14 protein-coding genes and 1 tRNA gene are annotated in these 20,755 nt (G+C 60.4%); 6 read left to right on the top strand and 9 right to left on the bottom strand.

Annotated elements, in window-relative coordinates:
- Positions 1-2: 2 nt before the first annotated feature.
- Positions 3-785 (bottom strand): TatD family hydrolase, encoded by a 783-nt coding sequence (locus tag ACPYOJ_RS04960; protein ID WP_481415244.1) that lies wholly within the window; start codon positions 783-785, stop codon positions 3-5.
- Positions 786-794: 9 nt separating this feature from the next.
- Positions 795-2,345: a methionine--tRNA ligase gene (metG, locus tag ACPYOJ_RS04965; RefSeq protein WP_481415245.1), complete on the bottom strand. Its 1,551-nt coding sequence runs from the start codon at positions 2,343-2,345 to the stop codon at positions 795-797.
- Positions 2,346-2,583: 238 nt separating this feature from the next.
- Here metG and ACPYOJ_RS04970 point away from each other — a divergent pair, with 238 nt between their 5' ends.
- A complete protein-coding gene (locus tag ACPYOJ_RS04970; protein WP_481415246.1) occupies positions 2,584-3,384 on the top strand; it encodes a sulfite exporter TauE/SafE family protein in 801 nt (266 codons plus the stop codon).
- Here the strand turns inward: ACPYOJ_RS04970 and ACPYOJ_RS04975 are convergent, their stop codons facing one another.
- The 4 genes from ACPYOJ_RS04975 to ACPYOJ_RS04990 form a co-directional block, all read right to left on the bottom strand.
- Positions 3,385-4,410 (bottom strand): DNA polymerase III subunit delta', encoded by a 1,026-nt coding sequence (locus ACPYOJ_RS04975; protein WP_481415247.1) that lies wholly within the window; start codon positions 4,408-4,410, stop codon positions 3,385-3,387.
- Complete coding sequence (tmk, locus tag ACPYOJ_RS04980; protein ID WP_481415248.1) at positions 4,403-5,086, bottom strand: dTMP kinase; 684 nt, start codon at positions 5,084-5,086, stop codon at positions 4,403-4,405. The genes ACPYOJ_RS04975 and tmk overlap by 8 nt, the downstream gene beginning before the upstream one ends.
- Positions 5,087-5,210: 124 nt before the next feature.
- Positions 5,211-6,404: a D-alanyl-D-alanine carboxypeptidase family protein gene (locus tag ACPYOJ_RS04985; protein ID WP_481415249.1), complete on the bottom strand. Its 1,194-nt coding sequence runs from the start codon at positions 6,402-6,404 to the stop codon at positions 5,211-5,213.
- Between the two features lie 72 nt (positions 6,405-6,476).
- Positions 6,477-7,589, bottom strand: coding sequence for a septal ring lytic transglycosylase RlpA family protein (locus ACPYOJ_RS04990; protein ID WP_481415250.1), 1,113 nt, complete (start codon positions 7,587-7,589; stop codon positions 6,477-6,479).
- Between the two features lie 269 nt (positions 7,590-7,858).
- Between ACPYOJ_RS04990 and ACPYOJ_RS04995 the strand changes: the two genes are divergently transcribed.
- A tRNA-Ser gene (locus tag ACPYOJ_RS04995) sits at positions 7,859-7,948 on the top strand.
- A gap of 420 nt (positions 7,949-8,368) precedes the next feature.
- Here the strand turns inward: ACPYOJ_RS04995 and ACPYOJ_RS05000 are convergent.
- From ACPYOJ_RS05000 to ACPYOJ_RS05010, 3 genes are all read right to left on the bottom strand, one after another.
- Positions 8,369-8,872 carry a very short patch repair endonuclease gene (locus ACPYOJ_RS05000; protein WP_481415251.1) on the bottom strand — a complete coding sequence of 168 codons (504 nt, stop codon included), beginning with the start codon at positions 8,870-8,872 and terminating at the stop codon, positions 8,369-8,371.
- 6 nt (positions 8,873-8,878) lie between these two features.
- A complete protein-coding gene (locus ACPYOJ_RS05005) occupies positions 8,879-10,294 on the bottom strand; it encodes a DNA cytosine methyltransferase (RefSeq protein ID WP_481415252.1) in 1,416 nt (471 codons plus the stop codon).
- A 333-nt stretch (positions 10,295-10,627) separates the two neighbouring features.
- Positions 10,628-11,131 carry a hypothetical protein gene (locus tag ACPYOJ_RS05010; protein WP_481415253.1) on the bottom strand — a complete coding sequence of 168 codons (504 nt, stop codon included), beginning with the start codon at positions 11,129-11,131 and terminating at the stop codon, positions 10,628-10,630.
- Positions 11,132-11,319: 188 nt separating this feature from the next.
- Between ACPYOJ_RS05010 and ACPYOJ_RS05015 the strand changes: the two genes are divergently transcribed.
- The 4 genes from ACPYOJ_RS05015 (at position 11,320) to ACPYOJ_RS05030 (ending at position 20,749) form a co-directional block, all read left to right on the top strand.
- Positions 11,320-13,374 (top strand): ATP-binding protein, encoded by a 2,055-nt coding sequence (locus tag ACPYOJ_RS05015; RefSeq protein WP_481415254.1) that lies wholly within the window; start codon positions 11,320-11,322, stop codon positions 13,372-13,374.
- Between the two features lie 221 nt (positions 13,375-13,595).
- Entirely contained in the window at positions 13,596-15,725 is a 2,130-nt protein-coding gene (locus ACPYOJ_RS05020; protein WP_481415255.1) for a Z1 domain-containing protein, read from the top strand.
- Complete coding sequence (locus ACPYOJ_RS05025) at positions 15,722-16,717, top strand: PD-(D/E)XK motif protein (protein WP_481415256.1); 996 nt, start codon at positions 15,722-15,724, stop codon at positions 16,715-16,717. Before ACPYOJ_RS05020 ends, ACPYOJ_RS05025 begins: the two co-directional genes overlap by 4 nt.
- 231 nt (positions 16,718-16,948) lie before the next feature.
- Positions 16,949-20,749: a hypothetical protein gene (locus tag ACPYOJ_RS05030; RefSeq protein ID WP_481415257.1), complete on the top strand. Its 3,801-nt coding sequence runs from the start codon at positions 16,949-16,951 to the stop codon at positions 20,747-20,749.
- The last annotated feature ends 6 nt before the right edge of the window (positions 20,750-20,755 follow it).

The following is a 20,755-nucleotide window of genomic DNA, read 5'->3' on the forward strand; positions in this document are numbered from 1 at the left end:
CGCTAGACCCTCGGCATTTTCGAGAAGAGCCGGAACGCGTTCTCGGTCGTAATACGCGCAATGTCGGCATAGCTGAGATCGAGTGTCTCAGCGAGTACCTCGGCCGTATTCACGACATAGGATGGCTCATTGCGCTTGCCGCGCCAGCGCTTCGGCGCAAGGTAAGGCGCATCGGTTTCGATCAGCAGACGGTCATGCGGGATCGTCTTTGCGATCGCCCGAAGCTCCTCGGATTTAGGGAAGGTGAGGATGCCGGAGAAGGAAATGTAACCGCCGAGTTTGACACCGGTACGGGCAAGCTCCGGACCGGCGGAGAAGCAATGGAGAATGAAGGGGAAGGCCCCCTTCCCTGTTTCCTCAGTCAGGATCGCCGCCATATCCTCGTCGGCGCTGCGGCTATGGATCACCAGCGGCAGCTGCGTTTCCCGCGCGGCAGCAATATGCCGGCGAAAGCCGGTTTGCTGGTCTTCCGGTTTCTGCGTGTCATAAAAATAATCGAGCCCAGCCTCGCCGATTGCGACAACTTTTTCGTGGGCGTTGGCGAGGCGTACGAGATCCTCGGTCTGAATGTCGAGCTCCTCGTCCGCATTGTTCGGATGCGTCCCGACGGAGCAAAAGACCGAGGGATACTTTTCCGTAATCGCAAGCAGCGTTTCGAGCTTTCGCACGCGTGTCGAGATCGTCACCATCTGCTTCACGCCGGCCTGGTGCGCGCGCGAGATGATATCGTCGCGCTCTTCCTCGAAGTCGGCGAAATCCAGATGGCAATGCGTGTCGATCAGCATGGCAGACCCCTAAGCTTCCGGCGCCACATAGCGCGGGAACACAGGCTTCGGTGCTTCCAGCGGGGTCCCCGGTACGAGACGCCCGGCTTCGCCCAATGCGGCGAAATCGCGCTTTTCCGCAGGCGCAGCAACGAGGTCGAGTAGCTTGCCCGACGATTCCGGCATGAACGGCTGCAGCAGGATTGCAATCTGGCGCACGACCTCTGCCGTAACGTAAAGCACGGTGCCCATACGCGCCGGATCGGTCTTCTTCAGCGCCCAAGGCTCCTGACCGGCGAAATAGCGGTCGGTTTCCGAAACCACCGCGATGATCGATGCCAGCGCTCTGTGAATCAGCTGCTTGTCCATGTCCTCGCGGGTCGAAGCGAGCAGCGCATCGGCTTGCGCCAGCATCGCCTTATCCTCGTCGGTGAGCGGTCCGCATTCCGGTATCTGGCCGTCGCAGTTCTTGACGATCATCGAGAGAGAGCGGCTTGCGAGATTGCCGATACCGTTCGCAAGATCGGAATTGATACGCGTGCCGATCGCCTCTTCGCTGTAGCTGCCGTCCTGGCCGAAGGACACCTCGCGCAGGAAGAAATAGCGTACCTGATCGAGACCGAAATGGTTCACCAGATTGACCGGGTCGACGACGTTGCCGACCGACTTCGACATCTTCTCGCCCTTGTTGAGCAGGAAGCCATGCGCAAAAACCCGCTTCGGCAGTGGCAGCTTCGCCGACATCAGGAAAGCCGGCCAGTAGACAGCATGGAAGCGGATGATGTCCTTGCCGATCACATGGATGTTGGCCGGCCAGTATTTCCCCCTCAGGCCTTTCGGATCATCCAGATAGCCAGTCGCGGTAATGTAATTCGTCAGCGCGTCGACCCACACATACATGACATGCGACGGATCGTTCGGCACCTTGATGCCCCAGTCGAACGTGGTTCTTGAAATCGAGAGGTCCTTCAATCCCGATTTGACGAAAGAGATCACCTCGTTGCGCCGCTCGGCGGGGCCGATGAAATCGGGGTTCTCCTCATAGTGCTTGAGGAGCTTGTCCTGATATTCGGAAAGCTTGAAGAAATAGCTTTCCTCCTGCACCCATTCGACCGGCGTGCCTTGCGGTCCGTAGCGTACCCCGTCGGCGCGGAGCTCCGTCTCGTTTTCCTGGTAGTAGGCTTCGTCGCGCACGGAATACCAGCCGGCGTAGGAATCCTTGTAGATGTCGCCGTTCTCCGCCATCCGGTTCCAGATCTCTCTGGAAGCCTCGTGATGACGCTCTTCGGTGGTCCGGATGAAGTCGTCGTTCGAGGCGTTCAGCAGCTTGGCCATCGCCTGGAACTCACCGGAGTTGCGGTCCGCGAGCTCCTGAGCCGTGATGCCCTCCGCCCGCGCCGTCTGCTGCATCTTCTGGCCGTGTTCGTCGGTGCCCGTCAGAAAGAAGACATCGCGTCCATCGAGGCGCTGAAAGCGCGCCAAGGCGTCCGTCGCGATCAACTCGTAGGCATGGCCGATATGCGGCTTGCCGTTCGGGTAGGAAATCGCGGTCGTAATGTAGAAGGGCTTCTTGTCTGTCATGGCGGCCATCGTGTCCGGCTTACTCTCTAAAAATGTCAGCCGCTCTTAGCGCATGTCAGGAAGAAGAGAAACACTAAGTTTCGAAAGCGCCTGCGATTCGCCGGTTCGGCGAGGCTGTGAGCTTGACTCACTTTGTGCCGCATTCTACGCGTTGCGACACTGAAGAACGAGGCGCAGTCGACGTGAGATTTCCAACAGCGCATTACAGCAGTCTCTCGGTCTACCAGAGGTCCGCTGCTTGACGTTTCTCGAAAGTTTTCAGCCTCTCTATTCGCTCTCGGGCTTTGTTGTCGGCGCGCTTGTCGGCATCACCGGTGTGGGTGGCGGATCACTGATGACCCCCCTGCTCGTTCTGCTTTTTGGCGTTCATCCCGCAACCGCGGTCGGCACGGACCTGCTCTACGCGGCCATCACCAAGACGGCAGGTACTGCCGTTCATGGCATGCATGGCCGCGTCAACTGGCGCGTTGTCGGCTCGCTGGGGGCAGGCAGCGTTCCGGCAGCGATTCTGATGCTCTGGCTGATGGCCGGTGTCGACCGCAAGAGCCTCGAAGTCACCCAGACAGTGACTGTGGCACTGGGCTGGCTGCTTGTCATGACGGCGGTGTTGCTGATCTTCCGTCCGCAGGTTCTCGCCTTCGCTCGCCGCACCATCGGCGAGCGTGCGCCGCCGCGCCCAGCGACGATTGCCGCCCTCACCGTCGTTCTCGGACTGGCGCTCGGCGTTCTCGTCACGCTGACATCGGTCGGCGCCGGTGCGCTCGGGGTAACGATCCTGCTGATCCTCTATCCCAAGCTCGACGTCCGCGAAATCGTCGGCTCCGATATCGTTCATGCGGTACCGCTGACCTTGATCGGCGGTGTAGGATATTGGTTCATCGGAGAGGTCGACTGGCTGATGCTGCTGGCACTGTTGATCGGCTCCATTCCCGGCATCATTGCTGGCAGCCTCGTGGCGCCGAAGCTGCACGAACGCACCATCCGTATGGTCCTGGCGGTCACGCTGGCGATCGTCGCCTGGAAATTGCTTGCCGGCTGATCAAGGCCCCGGCTGCTTGATATCGCCGAGAATGCTGAGGATCGTCTGTTTGCGGTCGAGGTTGTAGGCGTCGGAAACGGCAAGCCGCTCATTGATGTCGGACTGGAGTCGCGCCAGCCGCTCTGCGGAGGAAAGCTCGCCTGCCCGCGCCGCATTTCGCGCTCGGTTCATCAGGTCATCCGCGATATGGCTCACGAAAAATTCGAAGATGGTGTCGCCGTCCTTGCCGGAGAGCGCGTCCGCCAAACGATGCATCGCTTTGCGGGCCGCCGGACCCTGAGCAGACAGCACTTCGTTATAGGCGGCGATGATTTCGCCTCCGCCGTAGTTCAGAAGCTTCAATGCTTCACCAACGCTGCCCTTCGCCATCGAAAGCACCGCTGCATCGCCGGCTGGCGTGCCAAGATTGGCGAGGGCCGCGCCCAATGCTCTGTCGTCGAGTGGCGCAAGCTTGAGCGGCAAGCACCGCGACCGGATCGTAGGCAGAAGCTTGCCCGGCGCGTGCGACAACACGAGAAAGAGCGCCCGTTTTGGCGGCTCCTCGAGGATTTTCAGGATGGCGTTTGCCGCATTGCGGTTCATGTCGTCTGCCGGATCGATGATTACGATGCGCCAGTTGCCCGTTCCTGATGTTTGCGAGAAGAAGCGGCCGGCCCGCCGCACCTCGTCCACCGTTATCGCCGACTTCACCTTGCCGGTCTTTTCGTCCACAGGACGTGAAAGATAGAGGAGGTTATGCGACGCCCCCGAGGCAATCTGGCGGCTGACAGCAGACGCAGGATCGGGATCTCCGACCACCTCCGGCGCTGTTGCCGGATCGGGATTCGACAGAACGTAATTCGCGAAGCGGAATGCGAGCGTCGCCTTGCCAATTCCCTCCGGCCCCTCGATCAGGACCGCATGGTGGCCTTTGCCCGACCGATAGGATTGGGAAAGAAAGGCCTGCGCTTCGTCATGCCCGAAGAGTTTTGTATTTTCGGCTGGCGAGATTGCGCCCTCCAGAAGCCCCGGCCGCTCGTCACTCATTCGCAGCTTCCGGCATTCTCTCGGTGAGTACAGGCGCGAGACGGTTATCGACGATCGCGAGAATCTCTGCGGCTATAGCCTCTTCGCTCTGCGTGGCGTCGATGACGTGGCACCGCTCTGGTTCACGGGCGGCGATATCGAGATAGGCTTCCCGGCGCTTTTCGTGTGTCTCAAGTTCTTCCTTCTCGAACCGATCCGGCCCATCCGCCGTTGCCGCACTGCGCTTTTTGGCGCGCTCCAAGCCGAGCCGTGCCGGAATGTCGAGGATCAACGTGCAGTTCGGCACGACCCCGTCGACAGCGATCCGCTGCAGCGTCTCGATGAAATCCGCCTCGAGATTGCCTGTGACGCCCTGGTAGACACGCGATGAATCCATGAACCGGTCGCAAAGGACGATCTTGCCTTGACGAAGTGCAGGGCGAATGACCTCCTCGACGTGATCGTTGCGGGCTGCGGCAAAGAGAATGGCTTCCATGCGCGTGCCGAAAGCTTCGGCCGCCCCCGATAGCAGGACGTGGCGCACGGCTTCGGCGCCGGGTGAGCCGCCGGGCTCCCGCGTCAGCAGAACGTCGAGCCCCCGCGCCCTCAACGCCTCTGCAAGGCGGCGGATCTGCGTGGATTTTCCCGCACCCTCCCCGCCCTCAAACGTAACGAACAATCCCGTACCGGATGACAATGACTCATTCCCGCATTCTGGCGCCGGCGGCGCGCCGGGCTCTTTTCTTATCTATCGAAAGACAGGGCCAAGCGAAACCGTCCGAGTGACCTCCATGCGTTCTCCGCAATCCGCCATTGGCGGATCAGGTCGGTTCTGCCCTGTCCCAGAGCCAGGAAAATAACAACGATTCACCAAGCTCCAGCAGCGCATCGACGGCACGGCTTCTGAGCGATCCCACCCCGACGCTCTGCGCTGTGTAAAGCGGTACCTCGCGCAACACGCGGCCGCCTGCCGCGATGACCAGCGTGCCGGCTTCCGTATCGGCATCAACGGGAGCCGTCAACGGCCACCGGTAGACGATCCGCGCCGACAGCCGCTCAGGGTTGCTCACTGGAATGTAGACGCTGACGGGACCCTTCGCGACGAGATCCACGGTCCGGGCCGTGCCGCCATAGACGCTGGCGGCGCCAATGGCCTCCTTGTCGGCAAAAAGCTGGCGGCTCTCGAAGGCCGTCAGGCCCCATTCCAGAATGCGTTTGGCTTCTTCGGTCCGTTCCTTGTCGGATGGCATGCCACCGAGCGCCAGGAAAAGCCGCTTTCCATCACGCTCCACCGACGCCACGAGCGAATACCCCTCGCCTTCTGCAAAGCCGGTTGCCAATCCGTCGGCGCCAAGCCCCAAGTCAAGCAAGGGGTTGCGGTTACGCTGGAATATCTTGTTCCATTCGAAATCCGGCTGCGCGAAATAATGATAATACTCGGGATAAGACTGCTGCAGATCCGTCGCGAGCGTCACTAGGTCACGCGCGGACACCTTGCTTTTGCCGTCCGGCAGGCCGGTGGAGTTTCCGAAGATCGTTTTTTCCATTCCGAGCGTTTGCGCCCGCCGGGTCATCGCTGCCGCGAAATTACCCTCGGTGCCGCTCATGCCCTCCGCAAGAATGATGCAAGCGTCGTTGGCGCCCTGGATCGCAACGCCCTTGACCAGGTCTTCGACGCGAATGCGCGATTTCAGCGCCGCAAACATCGTAGCCGTCCGCGAGGGTGCACCGCCCGTCCGCCAGGCATATTCAGAAACCGGATAGTCGGTGTCGAGCGTGATCTCGCCGTTCTTCAACGAGCCGAAGACAAGATCCATCGTCATCAGCTTTGCGAGCGAGGCGGGCGAGAAAGTCTGATCCTCGTTCTTTGCAAGCAGCACCGTCCCCGTCGACGCCTCGACCATATAGGCCTGCGCGGCTTTCGTGACAAAACCCGCGGGCGCGGGTTCTGCGGCGTAAGATGGCGAAGCGAAGGATAGAAGGCATGCGCAGAGGCGAAGCAGGCGCTTCAACATCGGAGCTCCATTGGACAGAAGTTTCGACTCCAAACGTTAGAGACAGTGCGCGCCGGGCGCAATCGCTTCCGTTCAGCGTGCGATCTGTTTTGCCTGCTGGCGCTTGTAGGAGGCTCGAATTGAATTCTGCGTCAGCCTGTCATTGCGAACCAGGACGGCGTCGAAGGCAAGTTCGACGGGCACCGTCTTCACAACCTCATCCTGGTAGCCCAAGGCGAGCGAGCCTCCCTGCCCGGCTCCGTAAGGACGCTCATAAGGAATAGGTCCGATTTCCGGCAGCACGACCATCTGCCCGAAAGCCTGCTCGGCACTGGCGAAAGCCGGAGCCTGCCCGGCATTGGCGAAGGCGGGAGCCGGCCTCGGTACCGGCGCTGCATTGTAGGGCGCACTCGGCGTTGCGCCGCCATAGGCCGTTGCGGAGAAAGGCACAGGTACGTTCGACGGATCGACCGTCAATGTCCCAAGGCTCTGGAGCTGGTCGCCGGTGATCTTCTTGCTGTTGGATGCGACCATCACGCCCGTTGCAATCTGGCCTTCCGGATTGACGGCCGGAATGCGGCTGCCCTTCGGTATGTAGGATGCCATCAGGTAAGGCATGTCATGCCCATCCATGCGCGCCTTGCCGACATATTGCACGCGCACCTTACCAGTACCGCTATGCTGCAGGTCGAGCATATCCGCCGTCTTGTTGGAAAGATCGATGATGCGGCCTTCGTGATAGGGGCCACGGTCATTGACGCGAACGATGACCGAGGAGCCGTTTTCGAGGTTCGTCACGCGCGCGTAGCTCGGCAACGGGAAGGTCGGATGCGCGGCGGACAGATGCATCTGATCGTAGACTTCACCATTTGCCGTCAGGCGGCCATGGAAGGCCGAGCCGTACCAGGACGCCACACCGACCTTGCTATAGCTGAAGTCTTCCTTGGGGTAATACCACTTGCCCCTGACCTCATAGGGATTGCCGACCATGTAGCGGCCGCCGCCTTTGGGTATGCTGTTGCCGGTGGCAACACGCGGGCTGGCCTTAACGCCGTATTCCTTTTCGGAGAAATATTCCTTGCCATGGGCCCGCTTCTTCGGCACCTGCGATGTCGTGCCACAAGCCGTGACGGTTGCGCACATAAGCGCCAATCCAAGCCACCGCGTACCCGTTGCGAAAGACGCCGCCCCGTATCTCAGTCTCATATGCCCCACGCCGCTCAAATCATTATGGTGAAGGAGTTGCCCGAAATGGACCAGTCACGCCTATCTCCATCCACCTAACGAGACTTTAATTCTGTGGTTTCGGCGTTGAATTTGCGGATGTTTTCGGCGGAATGCGAACAATTTTAATGGTTATAGTTAACGAGTTGCTAATGCGCTGCTTGTGACCGCCGCCGTTGCTGGTCCTCAAACCAAGATTTTTCCATCCGACCCTTGCATTGGCCACGACCTTTGCGCCATAAGGCGCGCAAGGAAGAGTGTCCGAGTGGTTTAAGGAACCGGTCTTGAAAACCGGCGTGCGGGAAACCGTACCGTGGGTTCGAATCCCACCTCTTCCGCCATTATCAATTGATTTTATTATGCTATTTCGTACAGTTGCTCGCTTGCCCATCCATTTGCCCACCTTCTTGTGACAGCGGGATGGGTTGTACCTCAACAAACCTTGCACGAACTTGGTACTGCCTGCTCCGTGCTAATAGAGGGGGCGCGAAAATCGACAGCGTTGTGGCTCCTGCGTAGGTCTACAAGGAGGCGCCCACCACACAGCTAGGCTCAAGGCGTATTAGTCGCCCCTGCCCCCCGGGCCTACCCCGGCAAGCGAGTGCATTCCACTTCATGGCCGCCCGACCAAACGTGTAAATTTCAAGCTTTTTGTCAAAACAGACAAATAGCTTTGCCTTCTTTGACAATCGCAGCACGGCTGCATGTTCCGGATAGACGCCGATGAAGGATGCAATCTACCCGGACTCATCAAAGGGATCTCATCGGTCCCCTATGCGGACTATGTGTCTTCCCTCAATATCGAGCCGCCCCAGAGCCGTATCGGAACGGATGAAAGTGCAAAGGTCGCCAAGGACTGCATCAATTGGCCGCCGACCAGGTCCTCTGAGGGCACATTCCCATACAACCGCCAATCGCCAACCCGTGTTTTGTAGTTTTTGGATAGTCTCGCGGTCTCTTGCTTGATTGCGTGCAATCTTCTCGGACCAAAATGCCGCGTTCGATCGTGGCCTAACCCCCAGCGAACATTCATGACCATGCCAGAAGCAGCCGTGCACGAATACGACCACCCGCGGACCGGTGAAAACTAGATCCGGCGTTCCGGGCAGACGTCGGTCATGCAGGCGATAGCGCAAGCCGAGCGCGTGCAGCCCGCGCCGGATTGCCATCTCAGGACGAGTATCGCGTGCCCGTATTCGAGACATGTTGAAATGGCGCTTCTCAGGCGTAAGAGGGTCTGCTCGTGTAGCTTGCCGCCTAGCCATCGAAGTTCAGGCCGCTACGGGCCGATTTCGGCAGGCCGCTGCTTTTGCTAGAGTTTTTAGGATTTCTGCTGCCACGACTCGCGCCAGGAGCGGCGGAACCGCATTTCCCACCTGCCGGAAACCCGCGTTCATCGCGCCGCGGAAAACAAAGCCATCTGGGAAAGACTGCAGTCGAGCCGCCTCACGGACCGAGATGGTTCTTGCCTGGGCGCTGTCGTAGTGGATGTGGCTGTAGCTGTCCTTGCCGAGGTGCGCCATCAAAGTGCGTGCGGGCAGATCCGGTTCCATCTTGCGCCACTTGTTGGGAAACTTGCCGGTGTCATAGGGCGGCACGATTGATGCCCTAAGGGCTTCCCACTCGTTTGAGCCTATTGGTGGGACGGCCCCTGATTCGGCCCCCAACTTAGTCAATGCCTCTTCGAACATACTTACGGCCACGGCGTGTGCTTGCGGGTATTGATCGCCCGGCTTTAGCCGAGCGAAAAGCTTCCAATCGCGCGGAAGGTATCGGATAACATGGTCAAAAACGCCCGTGTCGTTCTCGAAACTCGGCCATTCCCTCATCAGCCGGGCATACTCAGTCGTAGGAGCGGCTCGATACGTCGCCAGTCGATCGAAGCGCCGTATACCACGTCGGAGTTCGCCCCGCAGATGGTCGGTGATGATCGGAAGATCACTAAGTGCCTGCGCGGCCGTGACTGCTGGCGTCAGTCCCTTATGTGGTTGTTCTGCCGCCACGTAACCTTGAGCGTCACCAATAAACTCGCTCTTTAACAATTTTAGGGCCACGTGGCGACTTCCCGCGTAGCCGGTCGGAAGGTCCATAAAATGTGTGGGCAAGGGAAATGTAACACCGACCCCCAGCTCACGCCGGACGGCAATCAGAATCATACGCTCTCGCATCTGCGGAACACCGTAAAACGCGGCGTTCAGCAGAGTATAACGCGCTGCATAGCCAATCGACTCAAGGAATTCCCGTGTCTCCTCCGCAATGTTCTGACCGCCATGGTTCAAGACGTCAGGGACATTCTCCATCACCAATGCAAGAGGACGGAAGGCCTGAACGAATTTGAGGTAATCAAGATAGAGGCGGGCACGGGTGTCTAGCCGAAATGCCTCAGGGTGCTCGGCGACCTCGCGCAGTTTGGGACGTCCCACTCGCGCGAACGCTTGGCACGGTGGGCCACCAACGAGAACATCGATAGCGCCATCGACCGGACCGAGGCCTAGTTCTTCCGTCAGCCCTTCTGGCGTCAGCTTCGTAATGTCGCGAGGGCGTGCGTGCCGCGTGTCTGTTGGATGAAAGTTGGCGCCATGTGAAGCCGCAGCATCGGCATCGAGCTCTACAGCCGCTGCGATCTCAAAGCCTTCTGCGCGAAAGCCCAGCGAGAGACCGCCACACCCTGAAAAGAGGTCCAACACTCTAGGCCGGCCACCTCTTTTAAGACGTTCGATCCGCGCTAGTAAGGAGGCATCTATCACTCCGCTCAATCGCCGCGCTCCTCTTGCGAGCAAAGCTCGTAGTGAGGGCCCATATCAAAAGCCGCGCCAACTATATGCACACGCGTTGAGCTCGACAGGCTTGAACGTGAGCTGTCGAGAGCGCCCTCCCCTTGCAAATGCAACCACAGCGGTAAGCTCAAGTTCTGACACATTAATCTCGTTCCTCAAATGCAATGTCCCCAACCGCTTAGCTCGATCAAGACTGGTAGAAAAATGCCGCTCGATTAAAGGACTTGGCACTGCACGCCCTCACTACTCTATCGGTCGATAGATGCGCGCCTGACCTAGCGTCCGCGCGGATCCGCCAATGTACCAAGCATTCATTCGGATGTCCCAGCTCCTCAACATCACGAAAAGAGCCCAGTCGAACTCGTAAATTGCCTGCAGCGCCCAGTCCTCGTCCATGCGCACAACCAGTAAATACTCGAACAGCTGCTTCGCCGGATTTTCCCTATCTGGGTAGATCGTCCCAGTCTTTCGCCCTTGCTGAATCGCCTTTATTGAATAGCGTTCGCCCTTGCGAGAAAGCGCGTCGACGTTTGATGTCCCCGGCGGCGCCTCTTGAAGATTTGGGCAGCCGGGGGTCGCGTTAAAGTAATCGATGGCCAATTGTTCGGCCACACCACCCACGGTTACGGGAAGTTTTCTACACCTCATCTCCCGGATTGTGCCAGCGCGCAGTCGGATAAGTTGCTGATCAGACAGAGCCTGCAGTTGGTCGTTGATATTTAGGTCGGTCAGTATCGGCGGCCCCATATTTCTGCTACCCGAGTCACACTGCTACGACTCGCGATTTCCCTGTAGTGCTTTTCTGCCCAATGCCATCGCGGCTGTCAAAGGTCTGTCCCACCTAAAGGCTACGCCTGGGGATTGTGAAACTCGCATGCGTTCGCCTATGGTGCAACGAACGGGTGAATCGATCGGCAGCATTGCCGGGGGGCTGAATGAACTTCCTGATTCTGAGGGTGCTGCGGCACAGCGAGCTAGGCATGTTCCATGCCTACCGCCGCGGCGGACGAGAAGGATCTCGCCAGCGCTCGATTAACTTCGATGGCAACGTTGTGGATCGCGTCTTCCCCACCGCCTCAGACGTTGATCGCATCCCGCTGCGGCTACTGTACGACACCGATAGCGGCTCGCGGGTACTCGATCATTCGCTGAAGCGCCAAGCTAAGAATTGGCGCTTGGAAGGCAACTGCCCAACCGACGAGCTGTATGACTTCGTTTCACCCGGCTGCCTTTTCGCAATGCTGGTTGAAGCGGGTGTGACCCCTGCGACCGGCGCTTGGACCATTTTTCCCGAGGACGGTGAGACCGCTCGGGCGGTGCTCTCCGACGGGGCCACGGCAGGCTTCGCCCGCGCCGGCATGGTTGCGCTAGAACTCGATGAAGCGCCTCGGGTCTTTCGACTGCTTACGCAGGCGCGCCCCGATATGTTCACCTTATCCGTTTCCAAGGGACCGCCCATGAGTAACACTACTCCTCCCTCAGCCCAAGCAACCCCGGCAGATGATAATGCGAGTCCGCTGCGACTGCCGCCGGGGCCAGAACGTCTCGCTGCTATTCTAGGCGATGCTGGCCACAGCTTCGTCAGCGCCGTTGCCGACATTATTGATAACTCCATATCCGCCGGGGCTACTGAGATCGCCATCACCTTCGATCCACCGAACAGCGGCAACGGCCGTTGGCTGGCCATCCGTGACAACGGCCACGGCATGAGTTCCTACGAACTCCATGAAGCTATGCGGGTTGGAGGTGAGGTTGACTACGACAGTCGCAGTCTGGGCAAGTATGGCTACGGCCTGAAAGGCGCCTCTTGGTCGCAGGCGCGCAGCTTCACAGTCGTAACACGTCAAAGGGGTGGTCCACTAGCGCACCTAACCTGGGACCGAGACAACATGGCGGACTGGCGGGTGGATGAAGGCCAGCTGCAAGCTTGGGAGAGCGCTGCCGCCGATCCCGGCGAGCACGGGACGTCTGTACTTTGGAAAAAGATGAAGGCACCGGCGTCAGCGCCGACCGTGAAGGGAGTTGCGCCGTATGTGGCCGAAATACAGGAGCTGAGTCGGCACCTCGGCCTTGTGTTTCACCGCTTCCTGGATGGAGACGCCAAGGGACGCGCGCAACTAACCATCCGAATCAACGACATTCCTGTCGAGAGCAATGGGCCGGTGAGCCATCCCCTAACTGAAATCCACGACGCAAAGACACTCAAGATGCCTTATGAGGACGCTACGGCCTCCGTGCGGGTTCAGCCGTACGTGCTTCCCTCTGAAGACGAAATAAAATTGTACCACGCCTCGGAGGGAGCGGAAGCAATCCAGAAAGCCCTCGACCGCATCGGATACTGGGGGAAACGCAATGAGACGCAAGGTCTTTTCATCTATAGGAATGACCGGCTAATTCGATGGGGCGGCTGGCACGAGATGTGGGCCACCAACGACGAAAAGATGAAGTTGGCGCGCGTCACCGTTGACTTCGATCCTGCGCTCGACGAAGCCTTCCAGATCAACATCTCCAAGCAGACGGTCCGACTGCCCGGCTATCTCCAGGCCGAGATCAAGGAACTAGCGACGCCAGTACGAAAGGCAAGTAGAGCGAAGTACGTTGCGCCGCGTCCTTCGCCCAGATCGACTCCGATCTCCGGTGAGCCGTCGGCCGATCTAGACGCGCAGCGGGCGCCGATAGCGTCCCCACCTAAGGCCCCGGATGTGGGCGGTCTAGTACCTCCCTTTTCTCCAAGCACAGCGCCCATGCCGCCTGCCGCTCCTCCAATTACTATCCGTGCAGTGACCACGGCCAAGTTCGCATGGAAGATTACCGATGGCTTCACAGGCAGTCGAGTTCTTCAGATCAGTTCGGCGATTCCATCGCTGGCGGAACTGGCACGGGCAGTCGAAGACAGCCCTGCGGCAACGACCGCACTGGCCGCATTTCTCGGGGATCTGGACCAAGCCGACGTTCAGCAAACGCTGATCGAGGAGGTAGTCGACGCATGACGGCCGTCAGCCTGAGAGAGCTCCGGCCGTCAGCGCCCAACTGGACCGACGATTTGCCCCCCATGCCAGATGGCGTGTGGGCTCGCCTGGAGCGGCGCCTGAAAGAGGAAGGGCAATGGCGTTCCGCACCGCTGGCGAGCCTTTCCTCCGAATCCGCACGGGTGCTTCGGCACCTTCCTGACCCGCGAGCGAGGACCTCCTTCCAAGGCCGCGGACTAGTCGTGGGGTACGTCCAGAGTGGAAAAACGGCAAACTACACCGCCGTTGCGGCCCGCGCGGTGGACGCCGGTTATCGCTTAGTCATTGTTCTCTCAGGCATACACGATGCCTTGCGCAACCAGACCCAGGCGCGGCTCGAACGCGAACTGGTCGGCCCGCACTTTCCGTGGCCGAGCTGGACGGTCCTCACGGGAGCGACGGAAGACTTTCGTGACCCCGGCGCGGATGCGCTTGCAAGGCCGGGCGTCTTTCTAATTGTGGTCAAGAAGATCGTCCCGATCCTTGAACGTCTGGACGCCTGGTTGAAGTCGTCGGCCGACCTGCTCAACAACGTACCCATATTGCTGATCGATGATGAGGCTGATCAGGCGTCAATCAACACCCGCGGCAACCGCGCGCCGGACCCCTCCATGGATGACGACGAGGAGGAAGAACCTGCTCGGAGCCGCGAGGGCCCCACAGCTACCAATGCCCTCATCCGGTCGCTGCTCAAGCGCGCACCAAAGGCAGCCTATGTGGCTTATACAGCCACGCCTTTTGCCAATATCCTGATTGATCCCTCCGCCACTGACCGAAGGGTCGGACACGACCTATTCCCAAGAGATTTCGCACTACAGTTGCCCCGCCCAGAAGGCTACACGGGAACTGAAGAACTGTTCGGCGTCAGTGCCCAAGGTCGAGACGTCTTCCGTAGTGTGCCGGATGAGGATGTAGACCAGTTGAAGCGGGCGGCGCGTCGCCGGTCATCCGCCCCAGTGATCACCGGTCCCCAGCAGGAACTGCTCCCGGAATCCCTCGCAGACGCGCTGATCTCCTTTTGTCTCGCGGGCGCAATCCGCGAGCGCCGCCCGCCACTGGCCGGCCAACCGCACACAATGCTTATCCACGTAAGCGCCCGAGTCCAGGATCAAGCCCGCGTAGCCGCAGCAGTGCGGAGACAGCAGGATCTCTGGATTGAGGCCATTCGCCAGGGACAGGACCTCAGCGCCTTGTTTCGTAATCAGCTTGATCTGCATTTTCGGGGAGTCGAGCTGCCGCCAAAGCCCGAAGAGGTCGTCACTGGTGCATTAGACGTTTTGGCGAGACTGAACGTACTTGAACTTAATAGCACCACCGGCGAGAACTTGGAGTACGACAAGAGCCCGGGCCGACACGTGGTGGCAGTCGGCGGCAATCGGCTCTCTCGCGGGCTCACACTCGAAGGGCTGACGATTTCCTTTTTTCTGCGTACGGCCACCATGGCAGACACTTTACTGCAGATGGCGCGGTGGTACGGCTTCCGCACGGGGTATGAGGACCTGATCCGCATCTGGACCACCGACGGCATCGCCCGCTGGTTCATGGAACTTGCTCTCGTCGAACAGTCCCTCAGGGACAGCCTACACGCCCTCTACCGCGCAGGTCGACGGCCTTGGGAGATGGCCATTCGCCTTAGGACCCACAGCGGTCTTCTCCTTACCGCACGCAACAAGTCTGGCATGGCGGAGACGATCCAGGACTCGTGGTCAGGCGAGCACCCGCAGACAGTCATTCTGCCACTTCGTGACGATACCCGCCTTCAGGCAAATTGGCGTCTCGCCGACCGGCTACTGGTTATGGCCAAGCCTGGCCGAGAAGCATTGGGAGGATGGCTTTTTCGGGACCTGCCGCCGGAAATTGTCTGTGATTTCCTCAGGACCTACCAAATTCATCCCGACACCGTCGTCCTCAGGGGCGATAGTATCGCCGACTGGATCATGCAGCGGGTGACCGAAGGGGAACTGATAGAATGGTCAGTATTCCTCGCCGGCACTCAGAAGGGAGCGCCAATCCAGATCGGTGGTATCTCTACCCGCCTTGTCACGCGCACGCGGACTAGCGCTGAAAGTATCGGAATCTTGATCGATCCGCGTCACGAAGCAGTCGATCTGCCGAGAGGAGCTGCCTCCTTTCGCCGCACATCGGGAAACTATGACACTGCAGCTATGCGCTCCGCACGGCCGAGCACCCAAGGGTTGCTGATGATTTACCCACTTGATCCAACACCATTGGAGGCACGGGGCGTCGATGCGATTATCGCCCTGGCGCTAAGCCTGCCACATACGTCCGATGCGCGATCGGGCTCGATTGTGAACCGAGGCGTGGTCGCGTGACTAGCGAAGCCCTGATCGCAGCCTGGCGTGACCTTCGTGCGCAAAGAGTCTCCGGCGAGGAACTAAGCCTCACCACGCCTGTAATGCACGGCGGTATCAAAACAGGACTAGACCTAGCGGTAGACGCGTATGGCGCGCCCCACCTTCTGGCACCAGTGTCTGGTCCTCCCAATCGCGAGTTGCCGCCGGACTACAACGGTCTGCGGATCCGGCACGCCCGTCTAGGGGACAGCGAATGTCTCGACCTTCAGTCGCCGGCGGCCCATGAAACCATGTTCGCCGCTCTTTGCGGTCAAGTCATCGAAGCCATTTATGGGGAAGGCAGAGATCCTTGGGCGGCGGCCGCCTCGATAGTGCGCATCTGGCAATCCGCTTGGCGGCCGCTCCGCCAGCCGATGTCACGCAGGGAGCAGATTGGCTTGGCGGGCGAGCTACTCATGTTGCGTATGGTCTGGCTTCAAGCACTAGGGCCAGATGCTGTCCATCACTGGAGCGGGCCAGACAGAGAGCGACATGACTTCGTAAGCGATCAACTGCACATGGAGGTGAAAGCGACGACGCGAAGTCGTCACGAGCATGAGATCTCACGCGTGGACCAGTTGAAGGCCCCCTCGGGCCGTCGGTTGCTCCTAGCTTCCGTCCAGCTGGAAGAGTCGGCAGCTGGCATGCAATCGCTCGCCACTCTTATCGATGCCGCAATTGAAGACATTCGCCGCGACGCAGCAGCTGTCGACGGTTTCATGATGCGGCTCAGTGCACTAAACTGGTCAGATGATATGCGCCGATCGCCCGAGCTTGTGCGGTTTAACGTAAGGGATGCGCAAATCTTCGAAGTCGATGAGGAGTTTCCGGGACTGCCGCAGGATTTTCAGCTCCCGCCTGGCGTCCTGTCGGTCCGCTATACGATAAGCATGTCTAACCTGCCGGTCTTGGATGCGGCTGAAATCCTAGCCGATATTTCCCCACTGGTACACCGCCAAGAACAGAGATAAGGGCAGGTCCAGCGTTCGCCCGCGCCAAACGCCGACCTGCAGTGGCTCACAAGCCCCCGAAAAAGCACTGCCGGCCTTTCGGCTAAGTGCAGTTTGGCCGATTGCAGACTCATTTCCGGCGTGTGAAACATAGTAAGCCGCTGGTTTAATTATCATATTCGGACTGAAACGCGGCGCCTGTTTAAGCGGTAAGCCGCTACGTAGGCGATATTGAATGGAGATCTATACTCGATGACTGACAGGACGATGGTTAAGCTGGACGAGCACGAGCTGCTAGCATTCGTCAGAGGCTGCCTCGAGTGGCGAAATGCCGACGTCTTCGCATTTGGGAGGCGCGACAGCATCTCGCGGCTCGGCGAGATCGCCGGGTACATCTCCATGATGCACGACAAGGACAACAATCCTCGTGCCGATTCTGTTAGGATTGTGCTGCCGCCACCGGGTGGTCGCGACTTCCAACGGATGCTCGCCGACGTGCACGAGGGTGTGCGGCGTGCGTATCGCCGGTTCGAGCAGGACGACGAGAAGACTGGTCCGTTCGTTTCGGAAACCATCTCTAGAATCGATGTGGAGCATGCCGCCGACTTCAGGACCGCAGCCCTTGCTGCGCTCCTCGACAAATCGACGATTCGTCAGGCAGTAATCGTCGGAGAGGCCGCGCACTACCGCTTTCCCGATTTGGTTTCCGCCAGTAACGGGCCTCGTTTGCCCGAGGACGACTGGTGCGAACATCTCCACGGCGTGATGCTGATGGCCGAAGAGAAGGCGCGCGCCACCGAAAGCTATGTGGTTCTGGACATCGGCGAGTACCTGCCGTCGCGTAAGTCAAACGTTGAGCTTCTTAAGTCCGCCGGCGACGTCGGCCTCTGCGGCGGATCGTATGTGGACAAGCTCACCCCCGAAGACGTGATCGCCAAGGTAAGTGCCGCGTACGACCACGTGGCAGCCGGTGACGTGGGGACGGCTATCTCCCTCATCGAGAAAGATGAGAGCCTCTCGGATCTCCGGAAATGGATCATGCGCCTCGTTGTGCTTGAACGGGCGGGCATCCGAGATGAGGTGAGCCGCATCTTGGACGCGTCGGCCGAGACGATCGCGAAACTGAAGAGCGAGGATCTGCTGGGCGTGGCCCGGGTCGCGACCGGCGTCGAACGCGACGACTTGGCTCAAGTTCTCGTCGAACGCGTGTTGCCCGATCTCGTCGCGACGCACGACCTCGAAAACGCGCTGCAGATAGCGCTGGATACGCGCCGCCAAGCGCTTATCGGGAAGGTTCGCGAGCGGTTGCGAGCGCTCCACCCCGGTTCGCAGCTGCTCCGGTCGGTCGATGGGCGCACTTCGGCGCGCGAGGGCGACTACGCCAAGGCGGCGGATCTTCTTGGCGGATCGCCACATGCCAAAGAGCAAGTGATCGGCAGCGTGTTCGGTCTGCTGGCCGACGCGGTCGCGGGCCCCTCCTTCTCCGATCCGGTGGCACTCGGGCGTGAGCTCGCCGCCAAGATGCCCGACTGGGCGGCCACTATTCAGCGCGAGATCATGCGGTCGCTGGAGCGCGCTGGCAGGCGCGACGAGGCCGTGGCAATGCTGTTCTCCGGCGACGTCGCCTGGGAGGAAGAGTGGTTCGTCTTCGCGCGGGCCCTTCTCGAGCGGTCGCTTGCGTCCGGGAGCTACGCAGTTGGGCCTAACGTGATGAGCCGGCTGGTCGACGTCGCCGCCGCCTACATCGCCGAGCACCCGGGCGATGGCTATGCACGAACAAGCGTCGCCGACCTGCTCGATGCGGAGCGGGTGGGCATCCGCGGCGTCTCGATTTTGATGAAGATCGCAGTCGAGAGGGCGGATGGGCTGCCAGAGGTGGACAAGGATCGCGATCCCCCACAGAGGAAGCTCGACGACATCGAGCGGCTGCCGCGCATCATGGAGCGCGTCCTGAAATGGTTAGTGGAGAAGGGGGACGGGGTCGTGCTGGCGGGCCGCGACAAAGTCCCCGCCGAGGTTCTCGGTGAGAATCCGGATGCGGTTCTTACCGGCCTACTTGAAATGGTCGATCATTACGCCGCTGATGCGAACGATCCCGTTGACGAGCTGGTGATGAGAAACTTTGTGACGGTCGCGCTCGCCGTCGCGCCCGCTGCGGCGGATCCCGACGAAGATCTGCCGGTTCTGCGCGGGGCGGCGGTGAAAATGATCCTCGGAGGACGTCCCCAAGTGGCACGTGACCTCGCCGAGCAGATCCTCCTAGTGGCCGGCGACCGGCCCGAGCGTCGCAGGAAGGCGCTCGCAGCCTTCGCGGATGTCTACGCAAGGGTTGGAAGGGTGCGGGAGGCGCTGCTCGCGCTGATCGCCGCCTTCGAGCTGCCGTCTGCAGGAACCTGGCAGGAGGCCTGGACCGAGCAAAACATTCTCCTCCGCTTGCTGCGCGACGTTGGTCTGCCGGACGAGGCGATCCGCGTCGTCGAGCGTCTACGCAAAGTGATGGCAAAGGTTCCCAGAGCCGAAGTCTATAGCTCGCGTCTCGACACACTCGAGCTTAACGCGCAGTTTCTCAGACATCAGACTGGAAGCAACGACGCATGGCCGACGCTCCGCCTCCTCGAGTTAGCTACGGCGAACGCCGAGGCGGTGTTGGCCGACGGCGACGAGGCGCTGCCGGCAGCGGTGATGCTGCGACAGCTCATCGACCGCGCTGAGGCGGAGGGAACCAGGGTGGTAGCGATCGCCCATGAGATGTTCGAGCGCTTGACCTTCCGCCTGCCAGCTGCTTACCAGCCCCTAGTGGCTGCGGCGGGTCGGCTACCCGACGCGTCGGTGATCGCGGCGGTGGCGGGCCCCATCCAAGCGGCGCGCTACAACGACGACGTCAGTTACGACCTTCGCCTCGTGCGGACCATGGGCAGGAGGTTAGCTCGGGCATCGACCGAAACCACCGCTCCCGAGGGGTTCGCCTATTCGATAGAGCTGCTCGGCGCGCAGGGCGTCGGCGTCCGTGACGCGAGTGAAGAGGTGAAGGCGGCCGAGAGGATCCTCTTCGACGTGAAGTCGCCTCTCGCCACTGCCGTCGAGATCGCCGGCCTCGGCCTGCCTGTCGTGGGAATGGCGCTCGACGAAGAGGGGTTGATGGTGATGACAGTCACCGCCGACGGCCCAGAACCGCCCCTGGCCGTGGAGACCGCGACGTTCGATTCCAAACACCTACTGGATTGGGGCCAAGACTATCCTCACCGCTACTCCAATCCTGCGCTTAGCTCTGAGGAGTTTCGGAGCGCGACCGAGCGGCTTGGCCTGCCGAGTCTGCCGGAGCGCGCACTCATCGTGTCGGGTGACCTCTCCCGCATGCCGCCGAACATACTGACGGTCGACGGCGATCTCGCGGGTGTTTCTCGTTCGCTGGCGACCGCGCCTTCGCTCGCGTGGCTGAAGGCCTCGGTCGCCTCGGGCTGCAAGGCCGGCGACGGTACAGCGGCCGCTTGGATACCCATTGCCGCCGAGGCTTCATATATGGACACGCTCAGCCTAATGGCCGGCGATATCGAGGGGGTGCTGCAGCCGGCAGGCATTCAGCTTCACACCCAGTCAACAACGCCTGCCGCGCTCGTGTCGGCGGACCTTGCGATCGTCGGCGCGCACGGCGGGCTCGCGGAGGATAATAGATACTTCAGTGGGTTGAGCGACGACCTGAACGAACCGACTGACCTCCGCCAACTTGCAGACGCCCTGCGGGGCAGCCGAGTCGCGGTGCTGTTCGTCTGCTCGGGCGGCCGAGTCGATCAGCACCCGGAGAGTGGTGGCCTTGTCGGCATCGCCCACCGGCTGCTCGACAATGGTCTCCACGCGGTCGTCGCTCCATCGTGGCCCATCCCGTTCACAATCGCGCGCCCTTGGCTCGATGCCTTCTTGAAAGACTGGAACGGCGGCAGCCAGATCATCGATGCGTACCGCGCCGGAAATGACGCGGTCGCCGCCGCGACCAGCCACGACCTCGCGCGGTCGCTCGCGATGACGCTGTACGGCAATCCGTTCATTACGCGCTGAAGCGGT

It is taken from the genome of Rhizobium sp. SVR5-9E (assembly GCF_056755095.1).